Raw genomic sequence first — 24,048 nt, forward strand, 5'->3', positions numbered from 1 at the left:
GTATCAGGCCGGCTATGGGGTTTCTTCCCCGTTTTCTTCTACACCAGCTTCCGTCTCCACGCATCCGCAAACGGCCATGGCGGCGGCGTGATATGTTCCCGGCGGAATGGAGCCACCGGGCGCAGTCCAGAAGGCTCCGGGCTTTTCAGCAAGGATTTCGCGCGTCTGGGCCCCACCCTGGTTCCCGCCGCAAAGAACCGTGGCGGTAAATCCTGATGCGTTTTTCCGTGATGGGCCTTGCGTTGTTTTGTATCCACAACCCCGCGCCCTCGAAAATTCCTTGCGCCAAACCGGGTTTGCAAGAGCCGCGGCCAAATATTTGTTGCGGGCCTGGGCCGTGGAGAAACGGTATTTATCGCCGGTAACGTACTTACCTTCCCTGATGGAGGTGAGCAAGGCGAGGGAATCCTTAAAACCCGCGGCCAGCGCAGGGGCTCCGCCCACCGCTGGCTTGCCTTTTTCTGAGAGACTTTTGAAAAGAGGCTCATCCCTGGCCACGGCGGCGCCAGCGCCCTCAAGATTCTCCGCCATCTCTTTAGCCGCGCCGGAATGTCCCAAAGCCAGCGCCAGCTTTAACGGAGCAAATCCGCCGTTATCCGCTTCCGTTCCCCTGGCGCCCGCCGGCAATAACGCTTTTACCACGTTCAGATGGTTTCCAAGCGCGGCTAGATGGAGGGCCGTGGCCCCGGAGACGGAGTCTTTAGTATCGGCATTCGCGCCGAATAGCAGAAGCAGGTTGGCCCCTTCCGCGTTGCCGGTGGCGGCGGCCAACATCAATGGGGTCCTTCCGCATGAATCCGCCCGGTCCGGCTCCGCGCCGTTTCTAAGCAACGCCAGCGCCGCGCCATTGGCGGAGTTTTGTATTGCCGCCGATAGGGGAGTGGCCGCGGAGCAATTAATACTGTTTGGGTTTTTGTAACCATCACGGATAAGGCCCGCCAAATCATCCGCCCTGGGGCCGTAATATTCATAGGGGAATTTAAGCGCGCCAGCTTTGTTGGGATTGGCCCCTTTTTCCAGCATGGCCTGGATGGAGTTTTCCATCCCTTCCAGCGATGCATGGAATAAAAGCCTGTCCAGAGCCTCGCCTTCCGCCACCGCAAGTTTTGTTATATATTCCCGCTCCCGGATGAGTTGATAGGCTTTCCTGTGCCCCAGCTTTAAGGCCGCCTCGAAGGGTTTCACCCCGTCTGGCCCGGCCCGGGTCACATCCGCCCCGGCCGCAAGCAACAGCGACACCGTTTGCCCGTCCCCATTTTTAGCGGCGGCAAGTATCGGGGTCTCCCCCGCGCCGGATACGGCGTCCACGTTGGCCCCGGCTTTTATGAGCGCGTCAGCCGTTCCGGCGGCCCCGGCCATGGCGGCCTTGCCCAGGGCGGTCTGCCCATACTGGTCCACGGCGTTAACGTCCGCGCCGGACTGGATGAGTATTTGAGCCGTCTCTACGTCATTAACCTCGCCAGCGGCCATCAGGGGCGTTCTCCCGGCGTTGTCGCCAGCGTTCACGTCGGCCCCATGGATTATGAAGTTTAGCGCGGCAGGGCCGTTCCCGGCCTTTATGGCTTCGATGAGCGGCGTTTGCCCCAGGGTGTCCATGGCGTTCACGTCCGCCCCGGCGGCGATAAGGACTGAGGCGGTGGACCAGTCCGCCTGCCGGGTGGAAAGGGTAAGCGCGGTCTGCCCCAGGTCGTCGGTGGCGTTCACGTCGGCCCTGGCGGCGACAAGGAGCTTTATGCACTCAACCGCCCCGGTGGATGCGGCGCCTATCAGCACGGTCCTGCGGTTCGCGTCCCTCGCTTTTACCGAAGCTCCCGCGCTGATTAACGATGCCACCATTTGGGTGGAGCCACTCATGGCGGCGCGGATGAGGGGGGTCTTGCCCATCCTGTCGGCGATTTCCACGTCCGCCCCGCCGGCGATGAGCGCATCCACCAGCGCCGGATGTTTTGTCTCGACTGCGATAAACAGCGCCGTGCGCGAAAGGTTGTCTTTCAAATCCACCTTCGCCCCGGCTTCCAGTAGCGTCCTGGCGGCTTCCGGCCGGTTTTTGCCAGCCGAGAGCATCAGCGCGGTTTTCCCGGCGTAGTTAACGGCGTTCACATCCGCTCCGGCTGTTATGAGCCTTTTCAGCGCCTCCACGCGCCCCGCCTCGCTTGCGGCCATAACCGGGGTGAACCCCAGCTCGTCGGCTGTTCCGGGTTTCACGCCTTCGGCCAGCAGGGTATCTATATGCGACAGGTCTCCCTTGGCGGCGGAGGTCATCAGAAGGGATGGATCGTGGCTGGCGCAGGCCGAGCTTAACAAAAGGCAGGCGCATGCCAGCAAAGCGGACAACCGGTTCATATTGATTCTGGAATTCACAAGAAGCCTTATATAAAAACCATGAACCAACATATTAAAGGCGACCGGTCCGCGTTTCCAGCCTAAAGCCGTCTATCGCGCCTGACTCCGGCGCGCCGGGATTATCTCCCCGGCGGAGTTGATGAAATATACATCGCGTATGGAAAGCCGTTCCGCCACCTCCAGCACATTGCCATACCCCCGGCAATGATATGAGTTTGATGGGATAAAAGCGGTGTCCGGCGCGAACCGGGCGATGTTATCTAAAAGAGATCCATCCAGCCCGTCCACGCTTAAAAAGCCTTCGCGCCCGTAAGGGAGGATTTTCAGCCACGGCCGGTTATTTTCGAAACCGGCCCTGTGGCCCTCGTGACATAGAAACCCTACCTCCGCTTCAGTCCAGCTTTGCCGGACGGCGTTCAGGCACATTTCGATGTGCCAGTCCCGGCTGGAGCGGAACAGCAGAGGACGCTTTGGCGCAATCCCAGCGGTTTTAACAGACTTGTCCCAGTTGTCGTAAAACACCCGGCCGTCCCGTGTTTTGCGGGCCTCGTCATAAGCATGTAGCGCGTCGAGACGGACAGACTCTATCTGTCCGCCCGTATAGCCCGGCAGGTCTATCACGCTGGACACGCCACCGTCGAAATCCTCCCAACCCCTGTCCACCAGCGCCCCCGCTTCCAGCGCCCAATCGTAGAAAGGCGTTCCCGGCTGGGGTGTGCAGATGGACACCTGGCAGTCCGATATCAGGTCGCTCTCAATGAGCTGTCGCATGAGCTTAACCGTCTTGCCGTCTTCCTCTGCGGTTGCGCCCGGCCCGCCCAGGGTGAAGGTGGCGTACACTCCCAGCCCTATTTCTTTTGCCGTATCCAAAAACGAGTTAAGCTTATCGGGCCGGTATTTCGCGCCCAGCTGAAGCCCTTGGGCCACGGTGTCGCTGGCGGTTTCCACTCCCACGCGAACCTGGTAATATCCCGCCCGTTTCATAAGCTCCAGCGCCTCCCGGTCGAAATTCTGGTATGCGCACATGGCGTCGTACCGTTTACCGTCCAGCCCGGCGGCGGTTATGGCCCGGGCCAGTTTCTTTGTGCGGGCGATGTTGGCGTTGTGGATCTCGTCGTCGAAAAACGCCCCTTCCAGCGAGGGGTATTTGGTGAAAAGCATGTCCAGCTCCGCCACCACGCTATCCGCGTTCCGCGCCCGGTAATCCGGCCCGCCGTAATAGGTGTGGCACGCCACGCAATACACGCACCTGTATGGGCAACCACGAGAGGCGTAAACCTGCGCCTCCCGGTATCTGCAAATGGGGTCGCCTTTCATGGCGTAAGCCAACCGGCTTATGTCTCCGTCTTCCGGCAACGGCAGTTCATCCACGTCTATCAGGTTGCCCCGGTCAAACTCGATGACGCCGCTGGCAGGGGTTTTAGCGCCGTTCCTGAAAAACTCCAGAGCGGGTTTCAGGTATTCCCCTTTTATCACCAGGTCGCAAACGCCTTCCACCGACCGGGGGTAGGTGGTGGGGTGCTGGCCGGTCATGGCCACTTTGGCCCCGGTGGCGGCCTTAACGGCGCGGGCCACCCACATGTCCTCGTTTATGGTGCGGGTGGAGCTTTCCATCAACAGCCAGTCCGGCTTCTCACCGGCGATGAGTTTGGCGTAGTCCTCTTTGTCCATCCGGGTAAGGCACGCGTCCACAAGTTTTATTTCGTGGCCGGTATCCCTTTTCAAAAGTGAGCTTAGATAACCCAGGTCTCTCGGATAATAGGTGAAAGCGTCGCTATGCCCTTTGGCGGAGGTTGTCCACCGGCTGGGGTAGGGGATGATGTACCATCCCGCGCCGTCTATCCCCACGCAGTTGGCCAGGACTATTTTCATTTACGCTCCATTGTTCGGATCAATAACCCTTCACCCCGCGAACGGGATGAACAGCCGGTTCCATTTCTTCAGCCCCAGGGCCTGCTTTATTATCTTATCCGCGTTTTGCCCCACAGCTTCCCATTCGTTGGACATATCCGCGTGATGGATGCGGATAGGCTGGCGCAGAAAATGATGGTGTATCCTGTCGCCGCGCCGGGCGATGAACCGGGCGAAACTGGATAAGCTGAACCTGTTGGGCATGATGGGGCCCTGCTCCTTCCCACGCCCGCTCACCTCAAACGTGGCCATCTCGTCGGAATCGCCCACTATGTGGTAATCCGCCGGGTCGGGCACGGCGGCTGTCAGGAAATCGGTGTCTATCGCGCCGACAGGAAGCGCGCCTAAATTACGGGGCCATACCATCGCGGGGAATAGATGCAGGCAATGGGCCACGAACCCTTCCTGCCCCACCCGGAAATAAAGGTTCACCGGAGCCTCGCTGAAATTGGGCGAGTCCGCGAAATATGTGTCCATTAGCGGATGGGCATGCTCAAGGGCCAGCTTTACCAATTGCCTGGGCGCGGCGCTTATCACCCCCCCGGCGCCAAAGGCCGATCTTAAAGCGGGCGCGAAGGTTTCTTTCACCGTGCGGAAACCCGTGGTCATCACGGCCCGTTTGCCCATCCGCGCCAGCTCGTAAAGGCGGTTGAAGAACCCGTCGGACCAAACCATGTCCGGCGTAAGGAACACCAGCGCCGCGTTTTCAGAGGCCGCCTCGGCCACAGCCATGCGGTGGAGCCACGTCATGCCCATCAACGGATTGGATTTTGTCACGCCGCCAGTGGAGAATAGATGGTCAACCGCCACCACGTCCACCGGGGCCTGCGCCACAAGGCTTTTAAATGAGGCGTGGGACACGATTCTTTCCGCGTCGGCGGTGGTTGTATAAATCTTGTAAACCGCATCGGCCTTAAGCGTGACAGATGGCACGTTGCCGGGCGCAAGGTGGGTCGGCAGGCATAAATCAAGATACAGGCTTGTGTATTCCTCCCCCCACAACACTGTGACGAAATGGAATTTCATAGCCGGTCTCCGCGCGGTTGAAAGATCTGCGCCACGGCGTGGGCGGCGCGTCCCGCGCTCTCTTCCGAATCCGGCGAAAAGTTGTCGAGACTTGTAAACCTGGACTTGGCGATTTCACAGATTTTCACAGCCTCCGAAACAGCTTTATCGGTTACATTACCGTTCACGCATAAAACCGCCTCCGCCACCTGCGATTCGCCGGATACCCGTTTCATCATCCCTAGCGACTGTTCCACGCCATAGCCCGGCGCGGAGCAGTTTATAACCCGGTAGCCGGGCAGAAGCTCTTGCAACCGCCAGGGGAATGTTTTCTCATCGCTCAAATTGGGGGCGAACACGCCGGTTCCGCCGAATATCGCCATGACCGGCCTATTACCCCCGGTTTCCCCGCCGGGAGCGGTTACGCGCCGCCCGGCAATGTCTATCGTCATCTGGAAAAGCCCATCAACCGCGCCGCCTTCCCTAAAGATGTGACGTTTGACACTAGTTGGGCGGTTAATCCAGCCCAGCCCCTCGTCATGGGCCAGAATGGCCCACGGGTCTTTAAGGGCCGTGGAGGGGAACCTCCAGGGTCGCAACCCGCCCGGGTCTATGGAAAAGGATATAAACGTTTCGGCCCGGGGCAGAAGGCCCGCGCGGATCCATTTATCCAGCGCGTCAACAACGTTGAAATGGTAGAACTGGTCGCCAATAACAATGGCGATGCGGGCCGGGCGGATTTTCCTGAGCGCCCGCAACAGCGAAAGGTTGCGCCATGAAATATGGCCGGAGAATGCGGATAAAGCGGTTCCGCCAGCCGAAAATGTTTCCGCCCTGCTTTTTTCCACCAGCAGGTGGACAGCGCCCTCCCGGAGCCGCAAGGCGGAAAGCGCTTTTATAACGAACTCGTTCCGGGCGGTTCCAATCAGGACCAGGGTTCCGGCGGAGTGATTCGCCGACCCAGCTCCCCCGCCGCTGTTATTGCCAGTCAAACCCATCCTGATATTATCGGCGAAAGAGGGTTTATGATTAGCGCTTAATGGATAAATGCCGCTTGCGCAGGGCGCATTTTAAGCGCGTGTTCCGCGCCAACAGGGCGTATTATTTCCCGCAACGGCCATAAAGTAAAGTATTTAGCGTTATTTGGCCCCGTCAAAAAGCCGCCGGGCCAAGGCTTATTTCGGTGGTGTCCCAGTTTGGATCTCAAATAATGGACAGATCCTTCACTTCGCTTGCGCTTCGCCCAGGATGACAATGTTATCAACGGCTTTTATATTGCCGTTCTGGGCGTAAGTGAAGAATCCCCCCTGTACTTTCAAGCTGAGACACTACCCTTATTTCCCTAAAGTTAAAATGCCAATTACCGATATGTTAAATTGTAGGGCGGGGTTTTTGACTTATTTGTTAAAATCGCCGGTTAATACCGGGTTTGAGGGCTTGGAAATGACTAAAAGGCCAGCCATTCGCCAAACCCCGCTTTCGTTGTTGGAAGATACTCCATTGGCCATCGTTAGACGTTCGGATTGGCGAAATGAACCATAGAGACAAGATCAAGACGCTGGCGGAGCTGGCCGAAACGGCGCAATCCGCCCGGGCCGGGGGGAAAAAGGTCGTTTACTGCCACGGCGTTTTCGACCTGCTTCACATCGGCCACATAAAACATCTGGAGGCCGCCCGCCGGTTGGGGGACATCCTCATCGTAACCGTCACCCCCGACCGGTTCGTGAACAAGGGGCCGCACCGCCCCGCGTTCCCCGAAATGTTGCGCGCCGAGGCGCTGGCCGCCATGGGGTGCGTGGATTGGGTGGGTGTGAACAACTGGCCCACAGCCGTGGAGCCCATAAACATCATCAAACCCGACCTTTTCGTTAAGGGCATCGTGCGCGGCGAGGGCAAGCGGGACCATTCGGACGCCATTGACCAGGAGGAAAACGCAATCCGGGGCGTCGGCGGAAACATGGTGTTCACCGACGAGGAGACCTATAGCGCCTCCACGCTGATAAACCGGTTTATGGACATTTTCACCCCGGAAGCCAAACTTTTCCTGGAAGATTTCCGGAGCCGCCACACCCCCGAGGAAATAATCGGCCACATCCAGAAGATAAACCAGCTCAAGGTCCTCACCATCGGCGAGACTATCATAGACGAGTACCATTTCTGCGCCGCCCTGGGCAAAGCCAACAAAGAGCCCATCCTGGCCGTCCGCAACCTTTACAAGGAAACCTACGCCGGGGGCATATTGGCCATCGCCAACCACGTTTCCGGATTTTGCGGCCAGGTGGGGCTTATGAGCATGATCGGCGAGGTGGACTCCTTCGAGGATTTTGTCCACGGGAAGCTTTATCCCAATGTTACGCCCATGTTCCTGCGCCAGCGCGGAAAACCCACGCTGGTGAAACGCCGGTTCGTGGAAAGCTATTCGGGCTCCAAGCTGTTCGAAGTGTACATAATGGAGAACGGCAAGATAAACGGCGAGCTGGAGGAGGCTTTCTGCGCCAGCCTGGAGGAGGAGCTTCCAAAATACGACGTGGTGGTGGTGGCCGATTACGGCCATGGCCTGTTCACCGACCGGTCCATAAAAATCCTGGCCGAAAAGGCGAAATTCCTGGCGGTGAATACCCAGACCAACGCCGGGAACATGGGGTTTAACATGATCTCCAAATACCCCCGGGCGGATTTCATATCAATAGCCGAGCCGGAGATACGGCTGGACAGCCGCGACATGAGCGGCGATCTGAAAAAGCTTGTGGAGCGGGCCGCCAAAAATTCCAACTGCGGCCGGATGGTGGTTACCAAGGGGAAGAACGGCTGTCTGTGTTATGATGAAACCACGGGTTTTTGCGAAATTCCGGCGTTTTCGGTGAAAATGGTGGACCGTATCGGATCCGGCGACGCGGTGCTGGCCCTCACGGCGCCGTGCGTTACGCTGGGGCTCCCCATGGAGGTCGTGGGGTTCATCGGCAACGTGGCCGGCGCGGAAGCCTGCGCCATCATGGGGAACAAAACGCCGATAGAGCCTTCCAGTCTTTTCAGGCATATTACGTCGCTGATGAAATAATTGGAAAAACCTGCGCACATGAATAACTCAACATGGCTTGAAGAGCTGAAAAAGCTGAACCACCTGCTTTCGTCCTTCTCGTTCCGCGACGAGATGGGGGGCGACGTGAGTTTCGACGAGGGGTTCGCCCTCTGGCGCAGGTGGACGGTGGAGCTTAGGGAAAAACGAAGGCTCTGTTTCCTCATAGGCAACGGCGCCAGCGCCTCCATGGCCAGCCACATCTCGGCGGACCTGGCCAAGAACGCCCATGTGCATACCCAGGTTTTTTCGGACCTGTCGCTAATCACCGCCATGGCCAACGACATAAGCTACGACGCGGTGTATTCGGAGCCTCTGCGCAGGCGCGGCGCTTTGGGAGACATGCTTGTGGCCATCAGCAGTTCGGGCCGGTCGGAAAACATATTGAACGCAGTAAGCGTGGCCCGGGAACTGGGCATGACGGTGATCACGCTTTCGGCAATGTCCTCGGAAAACCCGTTGCGGATGGGCGGCTCCCTGAACGCGTACGTTCCCGCCGAAACCTACGGCCACGCGGAAACCTGCCACGCCGCCATATTGCATTTCTGGATGGACTCTGTAAGCCTCGACGGGCGCAAGCCTTTGGATGATTGCCTTTCAAGGAAACTATTCGCCCCCAACCAGTCCTGAAACGAAGAATAACGAACATGGTTTTCGATCGATCCAGGCTGAAGCTTGAGCCGCTCGATCAGCGCCAAAGCGATCTGGATTTAACAGCGATCCTCGATTTGACCGGGTCCGGCATGGCTTCGCCCGGGCTGGACAAGGCCGCGGACCGTATCCGGCAAGCCAAGGAGCGCGGCGCGGCGGTGATTTTTATAATGGGCGCCCACGTCATAAGAAGCGGCGTCCAGCGCTACATAATAGACCTGATGGCCAGGGGATATATATCCCTTGTGGCCACCAACGGGGCCGGGGCGATTCATGATTACGAGTTCGCGCTCACTGGCAAGACCACCGAGAGCGTGGCCCGGTACGTTTCCGAAGGGCGGTTCGGTCTGTGGCGGGAAACCGGGCGCGTGAACGACATCGCCGTGGAAGGGTGGCGTGCCGGGCTGGGGCTGGGCGAGGCGGTGGGCAAAGCCATCGAAGATGAAAAACTGCCCCACAGAGACATCAGCGTTTTCGCGGCGGGTTACAGGCTGGGCGTGCCGGTGACGGCCCATGTGGGCATCGGGTACGACATAGTCCACGAACACCCCAATTGCGACGGGGCCGCCTATGGCGCCACAAGTTACACCGATTTTCTCAAGTTCGCCGCCGTTGTGGAAAAGCTTGAGGGGGGTGTGGTGATGAATTTCGGCTCGGCGGTGATGGGCCCGGAGGTTTATTTAAAAGCCTTGGCTATGGCAAGGAACGTGGCCCATTCGGAAGGGCGGCGCATCCGCCGGTTCACGACGCTGGTGTGCGACCTTCACGATATCGGCGGGCGCGATTACGGCAAAGAGCCTCAAAAAGGCGACCCGGCTTATTATTACCGCCCATGGAAAACCATGCTGGCCCGCACCGTGGCCGACGGCGGGGAGAGCATATACGTCCAGGGCGCGCACGCGCAAACAATCCCGGCGCTGTGGGCCAGGCTGGCCCAAACAGGCGCCAAACCTTAAAGCAGGCGTAAATAAGTGGACAAGTTCAGGGTTGATAACCACAAGCTTCACTACCATGTGGGCCGGGTGAACAGCTGGCTGAATGGGGAGAACATCTACCCCGTCTATATGGAGATAAGCCCCACCGGAGCCTGCAACCACCGGTGTACCTTCTGCGGCGTGGATTATCTGGGCTACAAGCCCCGGAGCCTTGAAACATCCATTGTCAGGGAGCGGCTGGCGGAACTGGGCGCGCTGGGGTTGAAAAGCGTGATGTTCTGCGGCGAGGGTGAGCCGCTACTGCACAAGGACATCGCTGAAATGGTGGAGTCCGCCAAAGCCGCCGGGATAGACGTGTCCATGACCACCAACGGCGTCCTTTTCAAAAAGGGCCTGGCGGAGCGCATCCTGCCCCACATGGAGTGGATAAAATTCAGCGTCAACGCCGCCACCAACGGCACATACATGAAAGTGAACGGCGCGAAGAGCGGTGAGCTGGAGACGGTTATAAACAACATCACCGCCGCCAGAAAGATAAAAGACGATAACACCTACAAGGTGACACTGGGCATGCAGATGATATTACTTCCGGAAAACCGGGAGGAGGCCGTTGCGCTGGCCAGGATAGCCCGGGACACCGGCGCGGACTATCTGGTGGTGAAACCATATTCCCAGCACCCGCAGAGCGGATCCACCGTGTATAAAGACGTTAAATACGAGGATACTGAAAGGCTGGCCGAAGAGCTGGCCGCTCTAAACGGGAACGGGTTCTCGGTGATATTCCGGGGGAACGCCATGTCCAAAAACAGCGCCAACGCTGGAAAGGCCGGGCGGTATCAGAAATGCCAGGCGCTACCGTTCTGGTCTTATCTGGACTCCGGCGGTGGTGTATGGGGATGTCTGGATTTCGTGGGGGACGGGCGTTTCTATTACGGCTCCATTTATGAAAACAGCTTCCGCCAGATTTGGGAAGGGGAGAAAAGACGCAAGTCGCTGGAATGGGTCGCCAACGGGTTCGACCTGTGCCAGTGCCGGAACAACTGCCGGATGGACGAGGTGAACAGGTATCTGTGGGACCTGAAAAATCCGCCGCCCCATGTCAATTTCATATAGCCCCCGCATGAACATATGAACAGACAATTACTGATAGGCGTGGATTTCGACAACACCATCGCCGACTATGACGACCTCATCTTCTCCATAGCGTTGGAGCGGGGGTTTACCGCGCCCGGCGCGGACCGGGGCAAGAAAAGCGTTCGTGACGCCATACGGCTTCTGCCGGAGGGGGACATCCTCTGGCAATCGCTCCAGGCGGAAATTTACGGCCCACGGATGCGGGACGCGAAGCTGAAAGACGGGGCGCGGGAGTTTTTTGAAAGATGCCACGGCGCGGGCATTACAACCTGCGTGATAAGCCATAAAACCGAATACGCCGGGATGGACACCACCGGCACGAACCTGCGTTCGGCCGCCATGGGCTGGATGGCCGGGCAGGGTTTTTTCTCCCCCGGCGGGTTGGGGTTGAAACCGGGCCAGGTGTATTTCGAGAGTACCCGGTTTGAAAAGGTGGAACGGATAGGGGCGGCGGGTTGCACCCATTTCATTGACGATCTGGAGGAAGTGTTTCTGGAAGACTCATTCCCGGCGGATGTGGGCAAAATCCTTTTCTGTCAGGAAGGGCAGGGTCCATTTCCGCCCGGCGTTGTGGTGATGAAAACCTGGAAAGAGATAGAGGGTTTTTTCTTCGCCGCCTCGCCGGATAGCCGCTCAACATCCGCTTCTCCGGGGTCGCCTGACCCCGGTCCCTCCGCAAAGGCCGGACTATGACTGGCGAAACATCCACAACGGTCCCCGGCGTTCCGCCGGAGGTGGAGGGCCGGCAAGTGGTGGCCGCCACCTGGCTGGGCGGCGGCAGGAACAGCGCCGTGTATCTCATAACGCTGGAGGATGGAGACCGCAGAGCGCTCAAACGGTATTTCGGCAAAACCATGGATGGCAGGAGCCGGATGGAAGTGGAGTTTTCAGCGTTACGGTTCCTGTGGGACAACGGGTTCCGCAATGTTCCCAGGCCGGTGATGGCCGACAGCGAAGGGAACCAGGCCGTATATGGATATATCGAGGGTGAAGCGATTGGGCAGGATAAACTCACCGCGGGCAGGATAGACGAGCTTGTGGGTTTTGCCGCCCGGCTTAAACAAATCTCCGGGGCCGATGGCGGCCGGGAATTGTTTCCAGCGTCGGAAGCCTGTTTTTCCTTGCGGGCCGTGATGGAGAGCGTCCGCAGGCGGTATGACGCGCTGGAAAATATTCCGGTGGACAGCCAACCGCATGATGACCTGAAAAAGTTCCTTGGCGGGGTGTTCAAGCCATCTTTCGATGAGATGGAAAAATGGGTTACGGACAATGGCGGGCTGGCGATGGATGAGGAGTTGGGGGTGGCGTATCGAACCTTGAGCCAGTCGGATTTCGGCTTCCACAACACGGTGCTTGGGAAGGAAGGCCAGCTGGTATTCGTTGATTTCGAATATTTCGGCTGGGACGACCCGGCGAAGATGATATGCGATTTTCTTCTGAGCCCGGCCATGACGCTGACAGAAGCGCTTAAACGCCGGTTCCTGGATGGCGCGATGAACGTTTTCGGTAACGACGGGAATCTTCCAGTCCGCGTCCGGTATTATTATCCGTTGTTCGGCTTAAAATGGGCGATGATCATGTTGAACGATTTTCTGCCGGGCCGGGCCTTACGGCAGGCGGCAAACGGCGCGGACGCCGAAAATATCCGGCGCGCCCAACTGCGAAAGGCGGAGCGCATGACCGGTGAAATAACCAAAAATTACGCCAATTTTTATTGCGGGGCATGATGCCGGTGAATCAGGCTTTATCCATTTTAGACAAACGGTCGCTGGGCTTGCGGCGGATGATCGTCAAAACCCTGGGAGCCGCCGGGCGGGGGCATCTGGGGCCCGCATTCTCGCTTGTTGAGATTATCCGGGCGCTTTATGACCACGTCTTACGGTACGACGCTAACAATCCGTCATGGCCCCTGCGGGACCGCTTCATATTGAGCAAGGGGCACGGGTGCGTGGCGCTATATGTAATGCTGGCGGAGAAGGGCTTCTTCAACGAAGAAGAGCTCTGGAAGCTGTGCAAGTTCGAAGGCCTTTTAGGCGGCCATCCTGAACATTCCACCCCCGGCGTGGAGGTATCCACCGGCAGTCTGGGCCACGGCCTGCCCATCGGTACGGGAATGGCCCTGCACGCCCGGCGGAAAAAAGAAAACCACAGGGTTTTTGTGGTAATGGGTGACGGCGAGCTGGGCGAGGGCTCGGTATGGGAAGCGGCCATGAGCGCCTCCAAACACAAGCTGTCAAACCTCACGGCCATTGTGGACTACAACAAGTCCCAGGCTTACGGTTCCACCTTCGAGGTGCTGGACCTGGAGCCGCTGGCGGACAAATGGCGCAGTTTCGGGTTCGAAACCCGCGAGGCGGACGGGCACGATGTGGAATCCCTCGCGAAGTTATTTAACGCAAAATCCGAAAGCGGCAAACCCGTGGCCGTTATTTGTCACACCGTAAAGGGCAGGGGCGCCTCTTTCGTGGAGAACAACATGGAGTGGCACCACAAGAACAAGATCGGGCAGGACGAGGTCAGCCGCCTTATGGAGGCGCTGGAAGGGTAACATGCGCAAGACTTGCCTGGACATGGTTTATGAGATGGCCAAGGCCGACGAACGGGTGTTCTTCATAGGCTCCGACCTGGGCGTGGGCACCCTGGATAAGTTTAAAAAGGAGATTCCCGAAAGGTTCCTGATGGAGGGCATTTCGGAGGCCAACATAGTGGGCATGGCCGCCGGTATGGCTTTGGAGGGAAGCATCCCGTACATCAACACCATCGGCGTGTTCCTCACCCGCCGCTGTTTCGAGCAGATAACGCTGGACCTGTGCCTTCACCATCTCAACGTCCGCCTTATCGGGAGCGGCGGAGGGCTGGTTTACGCGCCGCTGGGGCCGTCGCATCTGGCCATCGAGGACATGGCCATATTGCGTTGTCTGCCGAACATGACCATCCTGGCCCCCGCCGACGCTTCGGAAATGAGCAGGCTCATGCCCCTTACACTGGAGCATCAAGGCCCCATTTATATACGGCTGGCCAAGGGTGGCGACGCCATAGTCACCCCGGCGGAAGCGGAATATAAAATCGGCAGGGCGGTTCCCATAAGGGATGGGAACGACGCCGTGATAATCACCACCGGCGTTGGGCTTCATGTGGCGCTGGAAGCGGCGGACTCGCTGGCGGCCCAGGGCGTGCGCGCCGGGGTGCTCCATATGCATACCGTAAAACCTGTGGACAAGGAGGCCATCCTCCAGCGGCTCCAACAAGCGCCGGTGGCGGTGACGGTGGAGGAGGGGGTAATAAACGGCGGGCTGGGTAGCGCCGTGGCGGAAATCGTGGCGGAAGCCAATTTCAACCCCTCGAAAAAATTCGCCCGCATTGGCATACCCGATGTTTTCGCGGACAGGTACGGCTCCCAGGCGGAGCTTATGCGCTATTACGGCATCACGGCGGAAAACGTGGCTGACACGGTAAAGAGGCTTGCGGGCTGATGGGCGGGCTTGTTTCCATATTCACCCCGTTACACAAGCGGACGGCGAGGGACTACATGGGCCGCATGGCCGATGAAAAAACGGCGTGCATGAAAATGGCGCGGGAGTACGGGAAGGACTATTGGGATGGGGACCGGCGGTTCGGGTACGGCGGTTACAAATATGACGGCCGGTGGGCCCCGGTGGCCCAGAGATTAAAGGAAGTTTACGCGCTGACCGATAAAGCAAGGATACTGGACGTGGGTTGCGGGAAGGGTTTTCTGCTGTACGAGCTGAAAAAACTCCTGCCCGAGGCCGAAGTGGCCGGTTTTGACGTATCGGAGTACGCCATAGCCAACGCCAAGGAAGAGGTTCGGCCCCATCTTTTCAAACACGGGGCGCAGGAGCCGTTCCCGTTTGAAGCCGGGCATTTCGACCTGGTGGTGTCGCTGAACGCCCTGCACAACCTGCCGGTGGACCAGCTGGCCGGGGCGCTGGGGGAGATGGAAAGGGTTGGCCGCCGGAAATACCTGGTGGTGGAAAGTTACAGGAACGAGGAGGAGCTGTTCAACCTTCAATGCTGGGCGCTCACCTGCGAGGCTTTTTTCAGGCCCGAAGGTTGGGAGTGGCTCTTTGACAGGTTTGGATACACGGGCGATTATGAATTCATCTATTTCGAGTAATAAAGCCATGGGCCGGTTATACACCAGCATGAAGATATTCCATTTCGGCGAAAAGCTGGAATCCCTGCCCAAAGAGTCGGGCAGGATAATGGCCCCGCTCCACGTGCGCATTAAACCCACCAACGTTTGCGCCCATAACTGCGGTTACTGCGCGTACCGGACGGACTACCTCCAGCTGGGCAAAGACATGGGCAGGCGGGATTTCATTCCCCAGCCCAAGATGATGGAGATCATCGGCGACCTGGCGGATATGGACGTGAAAGCCGTCACCTTCAGCGGCGGGGGAGACCCGTTCTATTACCCCCACCTGGCCGAGGCCGTTAAAAAACTGGCCGCCACGAAAATAAAATTCGCGGCGCTCACCAACGGCGCAAAACTCTCCGGCGAGCTGGCGGAGCTGTTCTCCGCCAACGCCAGCTGGATAAGGATATCAATAGACGGGTGGGACGAAAAAAGCTACGCCGAATACCGCGGCGTGTCCGAGGATGAGTTCCGCAAGGTCATGGGCAACATCGGCGCTTTCGCCAAACTCAACGGCAATTGCTACCTGGGCGCGGTGATAGTGGTGGACCAAAAAAACGCGGCCCACGTTTACGAGCTGGTGTCGCGGCTGAAAGACGCTGGCGTCCATAGCGTGAAAGTGTCGCCGTGCATCATGAGCAACGACGGCGCGAAGAATAACGAGTACCACCGCGATATCTTCGAACCGGTGAAGGAACAGGCCGCAAGGGCCATGGAAGAGCTGGCCGGGGAGGGGTTCGAGATTTACGATTCGTACCATCTGCTGGACGACAAGTTCACCAAGGATTATCAATGGTGCCCGTATCTCCAGATATTGCCCGTGATAGGGGCCGACCAGAACGTTTACTCCTGCCACGACAAGGCTTACAACCTGGATTGCGGCCTGCTTGGTTCCATCAAGGAGCAAAGTTTTAAGGAAATGTGGTTCTCGGACAAGAACAGGTTTTATCAGATAAATCCGTCCATCCATTGCGACCATCATTGCGTGGTGAACCGGATTAACAAGCAGATCCTCGAATTCATAGAAGCCGATCCCGACCATCTGGAATTCGTTTGAAAGGCCATTACATGCCGGGAAAACACACGAAAGAGCCGCAATACCAGGCCCTGCTGGACATCTTGCAGAAAGAGGGGTTGGCCCCCCTGGGCCTTATGACCAACCAGGTGTGGCACGACGATCCCCGGCGGCTGGTGTTCACCCTGTCGCGGTACAAGTTCGTCTCAAAGATGTTCAGCGGCAGGGAACGGGTGTTGGAAGTGGGATGCGCCGACGCGTTCGCTTCAAGAATAGTCCAGCAGGAAGTCAAAAACCTCACGGCGGTGGATTTCGACCCCATCTTCGTAAAAGACGCCAACGACAGGATGACCGGTAAATGGCGGTTCACCGTAAAGACCCACGACATCCTCGACGGCCCCGTGGAGGGGGAGTTCGACGCGGCCTACTCGCTGGATGTCATTGAGCATATACCGGCGGAGCGGGAAAACGATTTTGTCGCCAACATCACAAGGTCGCTGACCCCGGCGGGCGCCCTTATCATCGGCACGCCGTCAATCCAGTCCCAAGCCTACGCCTCGCCCCAGAGCATGGAGGGGCATGTGAACTGCATGGACCACAAGAGGCTTAAAAGCCTGATGGAAAAATATTTCCACAACGTTTTCATTTTTTCCATGAACGACGAAGTGATACACACCGGGTTTTACCCCATGGCGCATTACCTTTTCGCCCTGTGCGCAGGGAAAAAGGCCGCGTCATGAATTGCATACTGTGCGGGGGGGCCCGAATTGCCCTGGCGCCTCCGCCGCAGAGCCTCCACGGCGTTGCGTCGGACTGCAAACCCATGCCCCGGGTGGGGGATTTTATGGTTTGCGAGAGTTGCGGCCATGTGCAGAAATGGCTGAACAACGAGTGGCTGTCGAACATAAAGCGGATTTACGCCCAATACGACATGTATGCCGTCAGCGGCGGGGCGGAGCAGTCCGTTTTCAACGGCGGCGGCGATGTGGAGCCGCGAACGGCGCATCTTCTAAGACGTTTCCTGGGCGAGAGGCGCGTTCCGGAAGCGGGCCGCCTGCTGGACATCGGTTGCGGCAACGGCTCCATCCTGCGCACCTTTGGCGGCATGAACCCGAAATGGCGCCTGGCCGGGTTCGACCAGGGGGACAAGTTCAGGGACGAGGTTTTGCGGATCCCCGGCGTGGAAGCTTTCCATAAGGGCTCGCTGGACGATGTGGACGGGATGTTCGACCTGATAACCCTCCATCATGTGTTCGAGCATATTACGGAGCCCATCCAGTTTCTTAAGAAACTCCGCCGTCTGTTAAAGCCCGGCGGCGCCATTCTCTTGCAGACCATGAATTTTATTAGTAACCCTTTCGACCTTGTGATCGTGGACCATTGCTCCCACTTTACGTTACGCACGCTGGCCCTGGCCGTGAGAACGGCCGGTTATGAAGTGGAGACCGCCAGCGACATCTGGACGCCCAAAGAGCTCAGCGTGATAGCCACCGCCCAATCCGGGGAGGGAGAGACAGGGGCAAATCCCGATGCCGCCCAAACCGCCCGGGATGAATTGGCGCTTCGCCTCAAATGGCTGGGGATAGTGGAGAACCACGCCCGGCGCACGGCGGAACAGGGGGAGTTCGGCGTTTTCGGCGCGGCCATAGCGGGCACGTGGCTTGCCACGGCGCTGGGGCGCGATGTTGGTTATTTTATGGACGAAGACCCTCAGCGGATAGGGAAAAGCCACATGGGACGCCCGGTGATAAAACCCTCCAGCCAGCCGGTAGCGGCCCAAACGTATCTGGCCTTCGCGCCGGAATTCGCCCATAAGCTGGGTGGGCGTTTGTTGAAAACATATCCGGCCATTCGGCTGGTGTTCCCCCCGGCCATGCCTGGAATGGAAACGCCCATGCCGCTGGCGCTAAAACAAGAGTGACTAACCTCATGAATAATGCCAGAAAACGCAAAGTGACGCTGTTGATGCCGAACACCCGCTGGTTCGGCAGGCGCCCGTGGATAATGTTGCAGTACGCGCCGTTGATCCTTACCACCCTCCTTAAAGACGAGTTCGACTTCTCCATAGTGGACGCCAACGCTGGCGACCTTTCGGAGGAAGAGTGTCTCAACCGCCTGCGGGAGCTTAATCCCGAGGCTTTGCTGGTGTCCGGGCTGTCCACCGAGTATTTCCAGCAGTTCCACGCGGGCATCGCCATGGGTAAAAAGCTCAATCCGGATTGCGTCACCATCATGGGCGGGGTGTATCCCACGGTTCTGGGCGAGGAGGTGTTGAAAGACACAAACCTGGATTACATATTCCAGGGCCACGCCGAGGAGCGGGTGAACGAATTTTTAAGGCTCGCGCTTGCGGACGGGCATGAGGCGGTCAAGAAACTTCCGGGGGTGGGGTTCAGGAACGCGGATGGAAAAGCGGTGATAAATCCGGTGGCCACCTACATATCCGACGTGAAAGAGCAGGTGAAGCCGGATTACTCGCTGGTGGACATGAACTGCTATCTAAACCAGAACACCAAACACTACCAGTTGAATTCCAACCTTCCCACGGCCACCATACTTACATCTTACGGGTGCCCCTTTAACTGCATGTTCTGCGCCACCAGGACCGTCAGCGGCCGGGGCGTGGCTTTCAGGCCGGAGGAGGATGTGCTGGAGGAAATAGGGTATCTGGTTAAAAACTTCGGCGTGGCCAACGTGATATTCATAGACGATTTCTTCCTGGCCAAGAAAAAGCGGTGCATCACAATGATGGAAGAAATGGTCCGCCGGGGTTACAACCTGGAATGGAAGATAATGACCGTCTCCGCATGGCATCTGGACGACGAACTGCTGGAAGTCATGAAAAAAACCGGATGCACACAGATCACCATTTCCGTGGAGTCCGGCAGTCAGCGTGTTCTGAAAGAAATAATCCACAAACCGCTGAAGCTGGACATCGTGCCGGGAATAGTAAAAAAGTGCAAGGAACTGGGGATAGACATCGGAGCCAATTTCGTCATCGGTTTTCCGGGCGAGACCTGGGAGGAGTTGCGGGAGACGTTCCGGTTCGCCGAGCTGTGCGATTTCGACATTTCCCATTTCCATATCGCCACACCACTGCCAAAGACCGACCTTTACGAGGTGGCTAAAAAAGAAAACCTGCTGGATCCGGAGTTCGGTTTCACAAACCCCGCTTATTTCGGGTATGGCCGGGGTTTTATTTCCACCAGCGAGTTCAGTCCCTTTGAATTGCAGGTGCTACGCTCCTTCGAGTGGGACAGGATAAATTTCAACACCCCGGAAAAAACGCTGAAAATAGCCCAGATGATGGGCCTCACAGTAGATGAGCTGAACGAACACAGGAAGCAGACGCGGCAAAAATGCGGCGTGCACGTGTGATGGGCGCAATGGAAAAATATCTGGTGCTTGGCGCTTCAGGCGTGGTTGGGCGTAACCTTATGGCGCGGCTGGGGGATAAAGTTGCGCTGGCCACGTACCATTCACGGCCAGTTCCCGGCGCGGTCCGGTTCGACCTCGGCAAAGACAGTCTTGATACGGTTCTAAGCGCGGCCCAGGGCGCCACCGGAGCTTTCCTGTTGCTGGGGATGACCAATATTGACGCTTGCCACACGCGTCAGGCCGAGGCCCGGAAAATAAACGTGGACGCTATTTTAGACCTGGCAAAGGCGTTGGCGGATATGGGCGTAAAACCGGTGTTCACCTCCACCGATTACGTGTTCGGCGGAAACCGGGGCGGATATAGAGAAGAAGACCAGCCCGACCCAATCACCGCTTATGGCGCTTTTAAGGCCGAAGTGGAGAAGGATTTAATGGAGACCGTCGGGAACTACGCCGTGGCGCGGCTCTCAAGGGTGATAGGGGCCCAGCGAGGCGACGGTTCGCTTTTCGACGGCTGGATGGACGCCATCGAAAATAACGAGCCTATCCACTCGGCGGACGACCAGATATTTTCCCCAATCTTCGCCACCGACGCTGTGGAAGCGCTGGTATGGCTGGCCGATAGCGGCGCCAATGGGCTCTACAACGTTTGCGGGCCGGAGGCCTGGAGCAGGTACGGCCTATGCGCGAAGTTCTGCGATAAAGTGTCAGCGCTTGGTAAACCTGTTCCCCAAATCCTCCGCTGTAAAATTAACGGCATGGGCTTGAAAGCCATCCGTCCGCTGGACACATCCATGTCATCGTCAAAACTTTCGCGGGCCTCTGGAATAAAACTTATGGGCGCGGACGAAATGATGGAAAGGTTCCTGCGTTCGTGCGGGCATGGAGCGCCGTTGGCCGTATGAAAAAATACCCGGAGATGCTAAAGGAATACCTGGTGAGCAGGATAGACCCCGGCTCCACCTGCGAGGGGCTTCTGGAGTTCCCCAGGTATTTCGAGATAGAAACGGTGAACGCTTGCAACGCCCGTTGCTCCATATGCGCGGTGACGGAGTGGACTTCGGACACAAAGATTATGAAACAGGAGCTGTTCGAAAAAATAGCCAGCGAAATAGCCCCTCACGCGGACACCATCAAGCGGGTTTCCCTCTTCCGCAACGGCGAGCCGTTACTGGACAAGAGGCTGGAGGAGAAGATAGCGCTCTTGCGCGCCAAAGGCATAAAAAACGTCTGCCTCAGCACCAACGTATCGTTGCTTAACGCCAGGCGTGCCGAGGGCATTTTATCGGCGGGGGTGGGCGTGATGATCCTGTCCATAGACAGCCTGGAAAAGGATGTCTACCAGAAAATACGGGTAAACCTGGATTTCGATGAAGTAATGGCCAACGCCACAAGGTTCATCGAAATGCGGGACCGGATGGGCTCCAAAGCCTCCATCTGGGTGCGGATGGTGAAACAGCCGCTGAACGCCCACGAATGGCCGGAATACGAAAAATACTGGCGGGCGCTCCTTTCGCCGGGGGACAGGGTGTTTTACCGCAACCTGCACAACTGGGGCGGCCAGTTGCAAGGGGTGGCCCCTTCCAGCGAAAGTTACGAGGCCCAGCTACCCTGCGTGGCGCTGTGGTCGCTGATGATAATTTACGCCAACGGCGAGGCGCCCATATGTAGCGCGGACATCAAAGGGGAGCGCTCGCTGGGCAACGTCCGCGAAAAGAGCATAAAGGAGATATGGACGTCTGCCCAGGCCGATTATTACCGGGACAAGCACGCCGCCGGCAGGAAAGGGGAGATAGACATGTGCAGGGATTGCAACATGTGGGAGGAGCCGGGGGACTGGAAAGAGAGCATCGCCGCCAAATACGCTGGCGAAAGATCCATGTTGTTCAGCGAGTGACGGGAGTTTAAGCGCCGATGAAATTCCATTTCGCCACCGCCGTATGGGGCGGGAAGTATGTGGACCTTTTTTTAAACGTGTGTCTGCCCAACCAGCTGACGAAGGGGAACCTTCTGGCTTTCACCGGGCATGATTGCGTCTATAAAGTGTTCACATCCAAAAAGGACGCGCGCGCCATCGCAAGGAACAGGCTTATCGCGGAAGCGCAAAAAATAATGCCGGTCAAAATCATCCCCGTCAAAAACCTTTTCAAGCTGGCCGGGAAACATGACATGACTCAATATTCCGCCGCCATCGAGTCCATGAACAAATGCCACAAAATGGCCATAGAAGAGGCCAACGCGGAAGACGCGCCGCTGTTTTTCCTTCCGCCGGACCAGGTGTGGAGCGACGGGGCTTTCGCCCGGGCCCGGGAGATAATATTGCAAGGCAAACGGGCCATAAACGTGGCCACGCCACGGCTTGCGCGGGATACGTTCCTGCCGCTGTTCCTTGAAAAATTCCGCGACAGCGATGGATACATGCCCGCCCCCGCCCGGGAATTGACAAAACTTGCGTTGGGCCATCTGCATCCGCTGATAAACACCTTCTTCGCCGACTCTAAAGATTTCGCCGCCGAGTGGACATGGCACATATTCTGGCGGGTTGGAAAATCCGGCGTTTTGGGCCGTTTCCTGTTTTTCTACCCGCTGGTGGTGTGGCCCACCGAAAAAAACGTAAGGCCGGGACTGGCGATAGATTTTGATTATCCATTCATGGCTGTCCCAAATTTCGATGATCACTATATAGTCACCGATTCGGACGAGATAGCCGGTTACGAGTTCAGCCCCTCTGACAAGTTCGAGGAAAAAATAACCCCCGCAAGGTTCGACCCGCATTATTTCGCCTCCAACATCCTGAACAGGTTTTCCAACAGGATTAACCGCCGGTTCCTGCTAAGGTCCGTGCGGTTGCATGGCGAGAGCCTTTCGCCGGAATGGGAGCAGGCTGAAAAAGTTGCCAAAAGGATTGCGCGCAAATCCCTGGCGGCCTATGCCCAGGGGAAAAAATGGGAGGCCAACCAGCTTACCTCCGTGTTGAGCCGCAAGGTGGACAGGGTGGTGATATTCGGCGGCGGAACGGGCGGCGAGCTGGCCGTGAAAATGGCGAAACGGAGCGGCTGGAAGGTGGCCTATTTTGTGGACAACAACCCGGCCAAATGGGGAACCACCCTGTTGAACCGCCCGGTAAAAGGCCCGGCGGAGCTTATGAACAAGGATTTCGACCTTATCGTGGTGGCCTCCTACCCAGGCAGGCGGGCCATATCCAGACAACTTAACAAAATGGGTTTCGCGTACAATTACGATTACATCTGCCATGTGAATTACGACTCGCGCGCCCTGAACGCTATTAAGGGCAAGATAACTAAAACCGTCGTGTCAGCGCAAATACTTGAAGGAGCCATGTGATGGGTATCGGGCCGAATGTTTTACGCCTGTATTGCCAGCTGAAAAGGGAAGGCATATTCGACAACGTAAAGTCCGTTATGGAGTTCGGCTCCCAGGAGTTTTCGGCGGCGTGCAAGGGGCATGAGTCCGCGGTTTACGAGCTTGCCCGCCTGTTCGGGGTTAAAAACGCGCCAGCCCCCGTGGAGGTTGCGGAAATGCTGGACTGCGGCCCCGCGAAACCTTTATATGAAATGCTTGGCCTCTCTTACGCCAGCCTGGACACCGACGGCCGCCACGGGGCCCTGCCGTGGGACCTAAACTTTGTAACCGTCACGCCGGAGCATGGGGGCAAATACGGTTTCGTCACCAACCACGGCACCACCGAGCACCTGATAAACCAGTGGAACGCCTTTAAGGTTGCCCACGATTTAACCAGCGTGGGCGGCTACATGTTGCATTGCCTGCCGTTCATGAACTATCTGGACCACGGCTTTTTCTCATACCACCCCAATTTCTTCTACGCGCTGGCGACGGCAAATGGCTACGATGTGCTTGGCCCGTGGGTCACCATAGACGACTCGCTGAATCATTACATCCCATACGACCAGTCCATCTTTAAATATATAAACCAGACCGGTAACAGCACCATGCTGGTGATACTGCGCAAGACCGGGCCGGACCCTTTCGCCACGCCATTCCAGGGTGTGTACGAATCCTCCCGCACCACGGAGAACGCCGCCCGGTACATCACCGTCTCCGCCAGCGCCAGGTCTGGCGGGTACGAGACGGATTTATCCAACATGGTGAGGCGCCATTTTTACCGCGCCAAAAAGGTGGTGGTCTTCGGAGCGTCTTCGGCCGGGAAGGCCATTCTGCGCCAGCTTAAAACTCTGAAGTTCGAGATAGCCATTACAGACAACAATCCCGCTGTTCACGGCGCGGAAATAGAGGGAATAAAGGTTGTTGCGCCGGACACGCTAAAAGGGAAAGGTTATTACGTCATCATCGCATCCCAACCCGGCTACCATGAAATATCGCGCCAGCTTGTGGAGATGGGATATTCAAAATACGCCGATTTCGCGGACTACAGGCTCCTGCCGGAGCTAATGTGATCCGGCGG

The 24,048-nt window shown here is 57.6% G+C and carries 21 protein-coding genes; 17 read left to right on the forward strand and 4 right to left on the reverse strand.

Annotation, left to right across the window (positions count from 1 at the left end):
- Window positions 1-12 precede the first annotated feature (12 nt).
- From HY751_02395 to HY751_02410, 4 genes are all read right to left on the reverse strand, one after another.
- On the reverse strand, window positions 13-2,343 hold the full coding sequence (locus HY751_02395) for an ankyrin repeat domain-containing protein (protein MBI4665241.1): 2,331 nt from the start codon (window positions 2,341-2,343) through the stop codon (window positions 13-15).
- Between the two features lie 90 nt (window positions 2,344-2,433).
- Window positions 2,434-4,215: a radical SAM protein gene (locus HY751_02400; protein MBI4665242.1), complete on the reverse strand. Its 1,782-nt coding sequence runs from the start codon at window positions 4,213-4,215 to the stop codon at window positions 2,434-2,436.
- A 30-nt stretch (window positions 4,216-4,245) separates the two neighbouring features.
- Entirely contained in the window at window positions 4,246-5,280 is a 1,035-nt protein-coding gene (locus HY751_02405; protein ID MBI4665243.1) for a hypothetical protein, read from the reverse strand.
- Entirely contained in the window at window positions 5,277-6,251 is a 975-nt protein-coding gene (locus HY751_02410; protein ID MBI4665244.1) for a hypothetical protein, read from the reverse strand. The genes HY751_02405 and HY751_02410 overlap by 4 nt, the downstream gene beginning before the upstream one ends.
- Window positions 6,252-6,790: 539 nt before the next feature.
- Between HY751_02410 and HY751_02415 the strand changes: the two genes are divergently transcribed.
- The 17 genes from HY751_02415 to HY751_02495 are packed head-to-tail and all read left to right on the forward strand — an operon-like array spanning window position 6,791 to window position 24,040.
- A complete protein-coding gene (locus HY751_02415; protein ID MBI4665245.1) occupies window positions 6,791-8,317 on the forward strand; it encodes an adenylyltransferase/cytidyltransferase family protein in 1,527 nt (508 codons plus the stop codon).
- 18 nt (window positions 8,318-8,335) lie between these two features.
- Window positions 8,336-8,965, forward strand: coding sequence for an SIS domain-containing protein (locus HY751_02420; protein MBI4665246.1), 630 nt, complete (start codon window positions 8,336-8,338; stop codon window positions 8,963-8,965).
- A gap of 17 nt (window positions 8,966-8,982) precedes the next feature.
- Window positions 8,983-9,942 (forward strand): deoxyhypusine synthase family protein, encoded by a 960-nt coding sequence (locus tag HY751_02425; GenBank protein MBI4665247.1) that lies wholly within the window; start codon window positions 8,983-8,985, stop codon window positions 9,940-9,942.
- Window positions 9,943-9,957: 15 nt separating this feature from the next.
- Complete coding sequence (locus tag HY751_02430) at window positions 9,958-11,034, forward strand: radical SAM protein (GenBank protein ID MBI4665248.1); 1,077 nt, start codon at window positions 9,958-9,960, stop codon at window positions 11,032-11,034.
- Between the two features lie 15 nt (window positions 11,035-11,049).
- On the forward strand, window positions 11,050-11,748 hold the full coding sequence (locus HY751_02435; GenBank protein ID MBI4665249.1) for a hypothetical protein: 699 nt from the start codon (window positions 11,050-11,052) through the stop codon (window positions 11,746-11,748).
- The gene (locus tag HY751_02440; protein ID MBI4665250.1) at window positions 11,745-12,782 is read left to right on the forward strand and encodes a phosphotransferase; all 1,038 of its coding nucleotides are present in this window, start codon (window positions 11,745-11,747) and stop codon (window positions 12,780-12,782) included. The genes HY751_02435 and HY751_02440 overlap by 4 nt, the downstream gene beginning before the upstream one ends.
- Window positions 12,782-13,603, forward strand: a complete 822-nt coding sequence (locus HY751_02445) for a transketolase (protein ID MBI4665251.1) — start codon at window positions 12,782-12,784, stop codon at window positions 13,601-13,603. The genes HY751_02440 and HY751_02445 overlap by 1 nt, the downstream gene beginning before the upstream one ends.
- 1 nt (window position 13,604) lies before the next feature.
- Window positions 13,605-14,528, forward strand: a complete 924-nt coding sequence (locus HY751_02450; protein MBI4665252.1) for a transketolase — start codon at window positions 13,605-13,607, stop codon at window positions 14,526-14,528.
- The gene (locus tag HY751_02455) at window positions 14,528-15,190 is read left to right on the forward strand and encodes a class I SAM-dependent methyltransferase (GenBank protein MBI4665253.1); all 663 of its coding nucleotides are present in this window, start codon (window positions 14,528-14,530) and stop codon (window positions 15,188-15,190) included. The genes HY751_02450 and HY751_02455 overlap by 1 nt, the downstream gene beginning before the upstream one ends.
- A gap of 7 nt (window positions 15,191-15,197) precedes the next feature.
- A complete protein-coding gene (locus tag HY751_02460; GenBank protein MBI4665254.1) occupies window positions 15,198-16,268 on the forward strand; it encodes a radical SAM protein in 1,071 nt (356 codons plus the stop codon).
- Window positions 16,269-16,279: 11 nt separating this feature from the next.
- Window positions 16,280-16,966, forward strand: a complete 687-nt coding sequence (locus tag HY751_02465) for a class I SAM-dependent methyltransferase (GenBank protein MBI4665255.1) — start codon at window positions 16,280-16,282, stop codon at window positions 16,964-16,966.
- Window positions 16,963-18,147 carry a class I SAM-dependent methyltransferase gene (locus tag HY751_02470; GenBank protein ID MBI4665256.1) on the forward strand — a complete coding sequence of 395 codons (1,185 nt, stop codon included), beginning with the start codon at window positions 16,963-16,965 and terminating at the stop codon, window positions 18,145-18,147. The genes HY751_02465 and HY751_02470 overlap by 4 nt, the downstream gene beginning before the upstream one ends.
- Before the next feature lie 8 nt (window positions 18,148-18,155).
- Window positions 18,156-19,604: a radical SAM protein gene (locus HY751_02475; protein MBI4665257.1), complete on the forward strand. Its 1,449-nt coding sequence runs from the start codon at window positions 18,156-18,158 to the stop codon at window positions 19,602-19,604.
- Entirely contained in the window at window positions 19,586-20,509 is a 924-nt protein-coding gene (locus HY751_02480; GenBank protein MBI4665258.1) for a sugar nucleotide-binding protein, read from the forward strand. Before HY751_02475 ends, HY751_02480 begins: the two co-directional genes overlap by 19 nt.
- Entirely contained in the window at window positions 20,506-21,501 is a 996-nt protein-coding gene (locus HY751_02485) for a radical SAM protein (GenBank protein MBI4665259.1), read from the forward strand. The genes HY751_02480 and HY751_02485 overlap by 4 nt, the downstream gene beginning before the upstream one ends.
- A 17-nt stretch (window positions 21,502-21,518) precedes the next feature.
- A complete protein-coding gene (locus HY751_02490; GenBank protein MBI4665260.1) occupies window positions 21,519-22,949 on the forward strand; it encodes a hypothetical protein in 1,431 nt (476 codons plus the stop codon).
- Window positions 22,949-24,040: a hypothetical protein gene (locus tag HY751_02495; GenBank protein ID MBI4665261.1), complete on the forward strand. Its 1,092-nt coding sequence runs from the start codon at window positions 22,949-22,951 to the stop codon at window positions 24,038-24,040. The genes HY751_02490 and HY751_02495 overlap by 1 nt, the downstream gene beginning before the upstream one ends.
- Window positions 24,041-24,048: the final 8 nt, after the last annotated feature.

It is taken from the genome of Nitrospinota bacterium, assembly GCA_016208975.1.
GTDB lineage: Bacteria > Nitrospinota_A > UBA7883 > UBA7883 > JACRLM01 > JACQXA01.

What these genes read in the sequence shown, in the direction of transcription:
- HY751_02395 (MBI4665241.1), bottom strand. Translation starts at nt 2,343, where the DNA reads ATGAACCGGTTGTCCGCTTTGCTGGCATGCGCCTGCCTTTTGTTAAGC.
- HY751_02400 (MBI4665242.1), bottom strand. Translation starts at nt 4,215, where the DNA reads ATGAAAATAGTCCTGGCCAACTGCGTGGGGATAGACGGCGCGGGATGG.
- HY751_02405 (MBI4665243.1), bottom strand. Translation starts at nt 5,280, where the DNA reads ATGAAATTCCATTTCGTCACAGTGTTGTGGGGGGAGGAATACACAAGC.
- HY751_02415 (MBI4665245.1), top strand. Translation starts at nt 6,791, where the DNA reads ATGAACCATAGAGACAAGATCAAGACGCTGGCGGAGCTGGCCGAAACG.
- HY751_02420 (MBI4665246.1), top strand. Translation starts at nt 8,336, where the DNA reads ATGAATAACTCAACATGGCTTGAAGAGCTGAAAAAGCTGAACCACCTG.
- HY751_02425 (MBI4665247.1), top strand. Translation starts at nt 8,983, where the DNA reads ATGGTTTTCGATCGATCCAGGCTGAAGCTTGAGCCGCTCGATCAGCGC.
- HY751_02435 (MBI4665249.1), top strand. Translation starts at nt 11,050, where the DNA reads ATGAACAGACAATTACTGATAGGCGTGGATTTCGACAACACCATCGCC.
- HY751_02440 (MBI4665250.1), top strand. Translation starts at nt 11,745, where the DNA reads ATGACTGGCGAAACATCCACAACGGTCCCCGGCGTTCCGCCGGAGGTG.
- HY751_02445 (MBI4665251.1), top strand. Translation starts at nt 12,782, where the DNA reads ATGCCGGTGAATCAGGCTTTATCCATTTTAGACAAACGGTCGCTGGGC.
- HY751_02450 (MBI4665252.1), top strand. Translation starts at nt 13,605, where the DNA reads ATGCGCAAGACTTGCCTGGACATGGTTTATGAGATGGCCAAGGCCGAC.
- HY751_02455 (MBI4665253.1), top strand. Translation starts at nt 14,528, where the DNA reads ATGGGCGGGCTTGTTTCCATATTCACCCCGTTACACAAGCGGACGGCG.
- HY751_02460 (MBI4665254.1), top strand. Translation starts at nt 15,198, where the DNA reads ATGGGCCGGTTATACACCAGCATGAAGATATTCCATTTCGGCGAAAAG.
- HY751_02465 (MBI4665255.1), top strand. Translation starts at nt 16,280, where the DNA reads ATGCCGGGAAAACACACGAAAGAGCCGCAATACCAGGCCCTGCTGGAC.
- HY751_02470 (MBI4665256.1), top strand. Translation starts at nt 16,963, where the DNA reads ATGAATTGCATACTGTGCGGGGGGGCCCGAATTGCCCTGGCGCCTCCG.
- HY751_02475 (MBI4665257.1), top strand. Translation starts at nt 18,156, where the DNA reads ATGAATAATGCCAGAAAACGCAAAGTGACGCTGTTGATGCCGAACACC.
- HY751_02480 (MBI4665258.1), top strand. Translation starts at nt 19,586, where the DNA reads ATGCGGCGTGCACGTGTGATGGGCGCAATGGAAAAATATCTGGTGCTT.
- HY751_02485 (MBI4665259.1), top strand. Translation starts at nt 20,506, where the DNA reads ATGAAAAAATACCCGGAGATGCTAAAGGAATACCTGGTGAGCAGGATA.
- HY751_02490 (MBI4665260.1), top strand. Translation starts at nt 21,519, where the DNA reads ATGAAATTCCATTTCGCCACCGCCGTATGGGGCGGGAAGTATGTGGAC.
- HY751_02495 (MBI4665261.1), top strand. Translation starts at nt 22,949, where the DNA reads ATGGGTATCGGGCCGAATGTTTTACGCCTGTATTGCCAGCTGAAAAGG.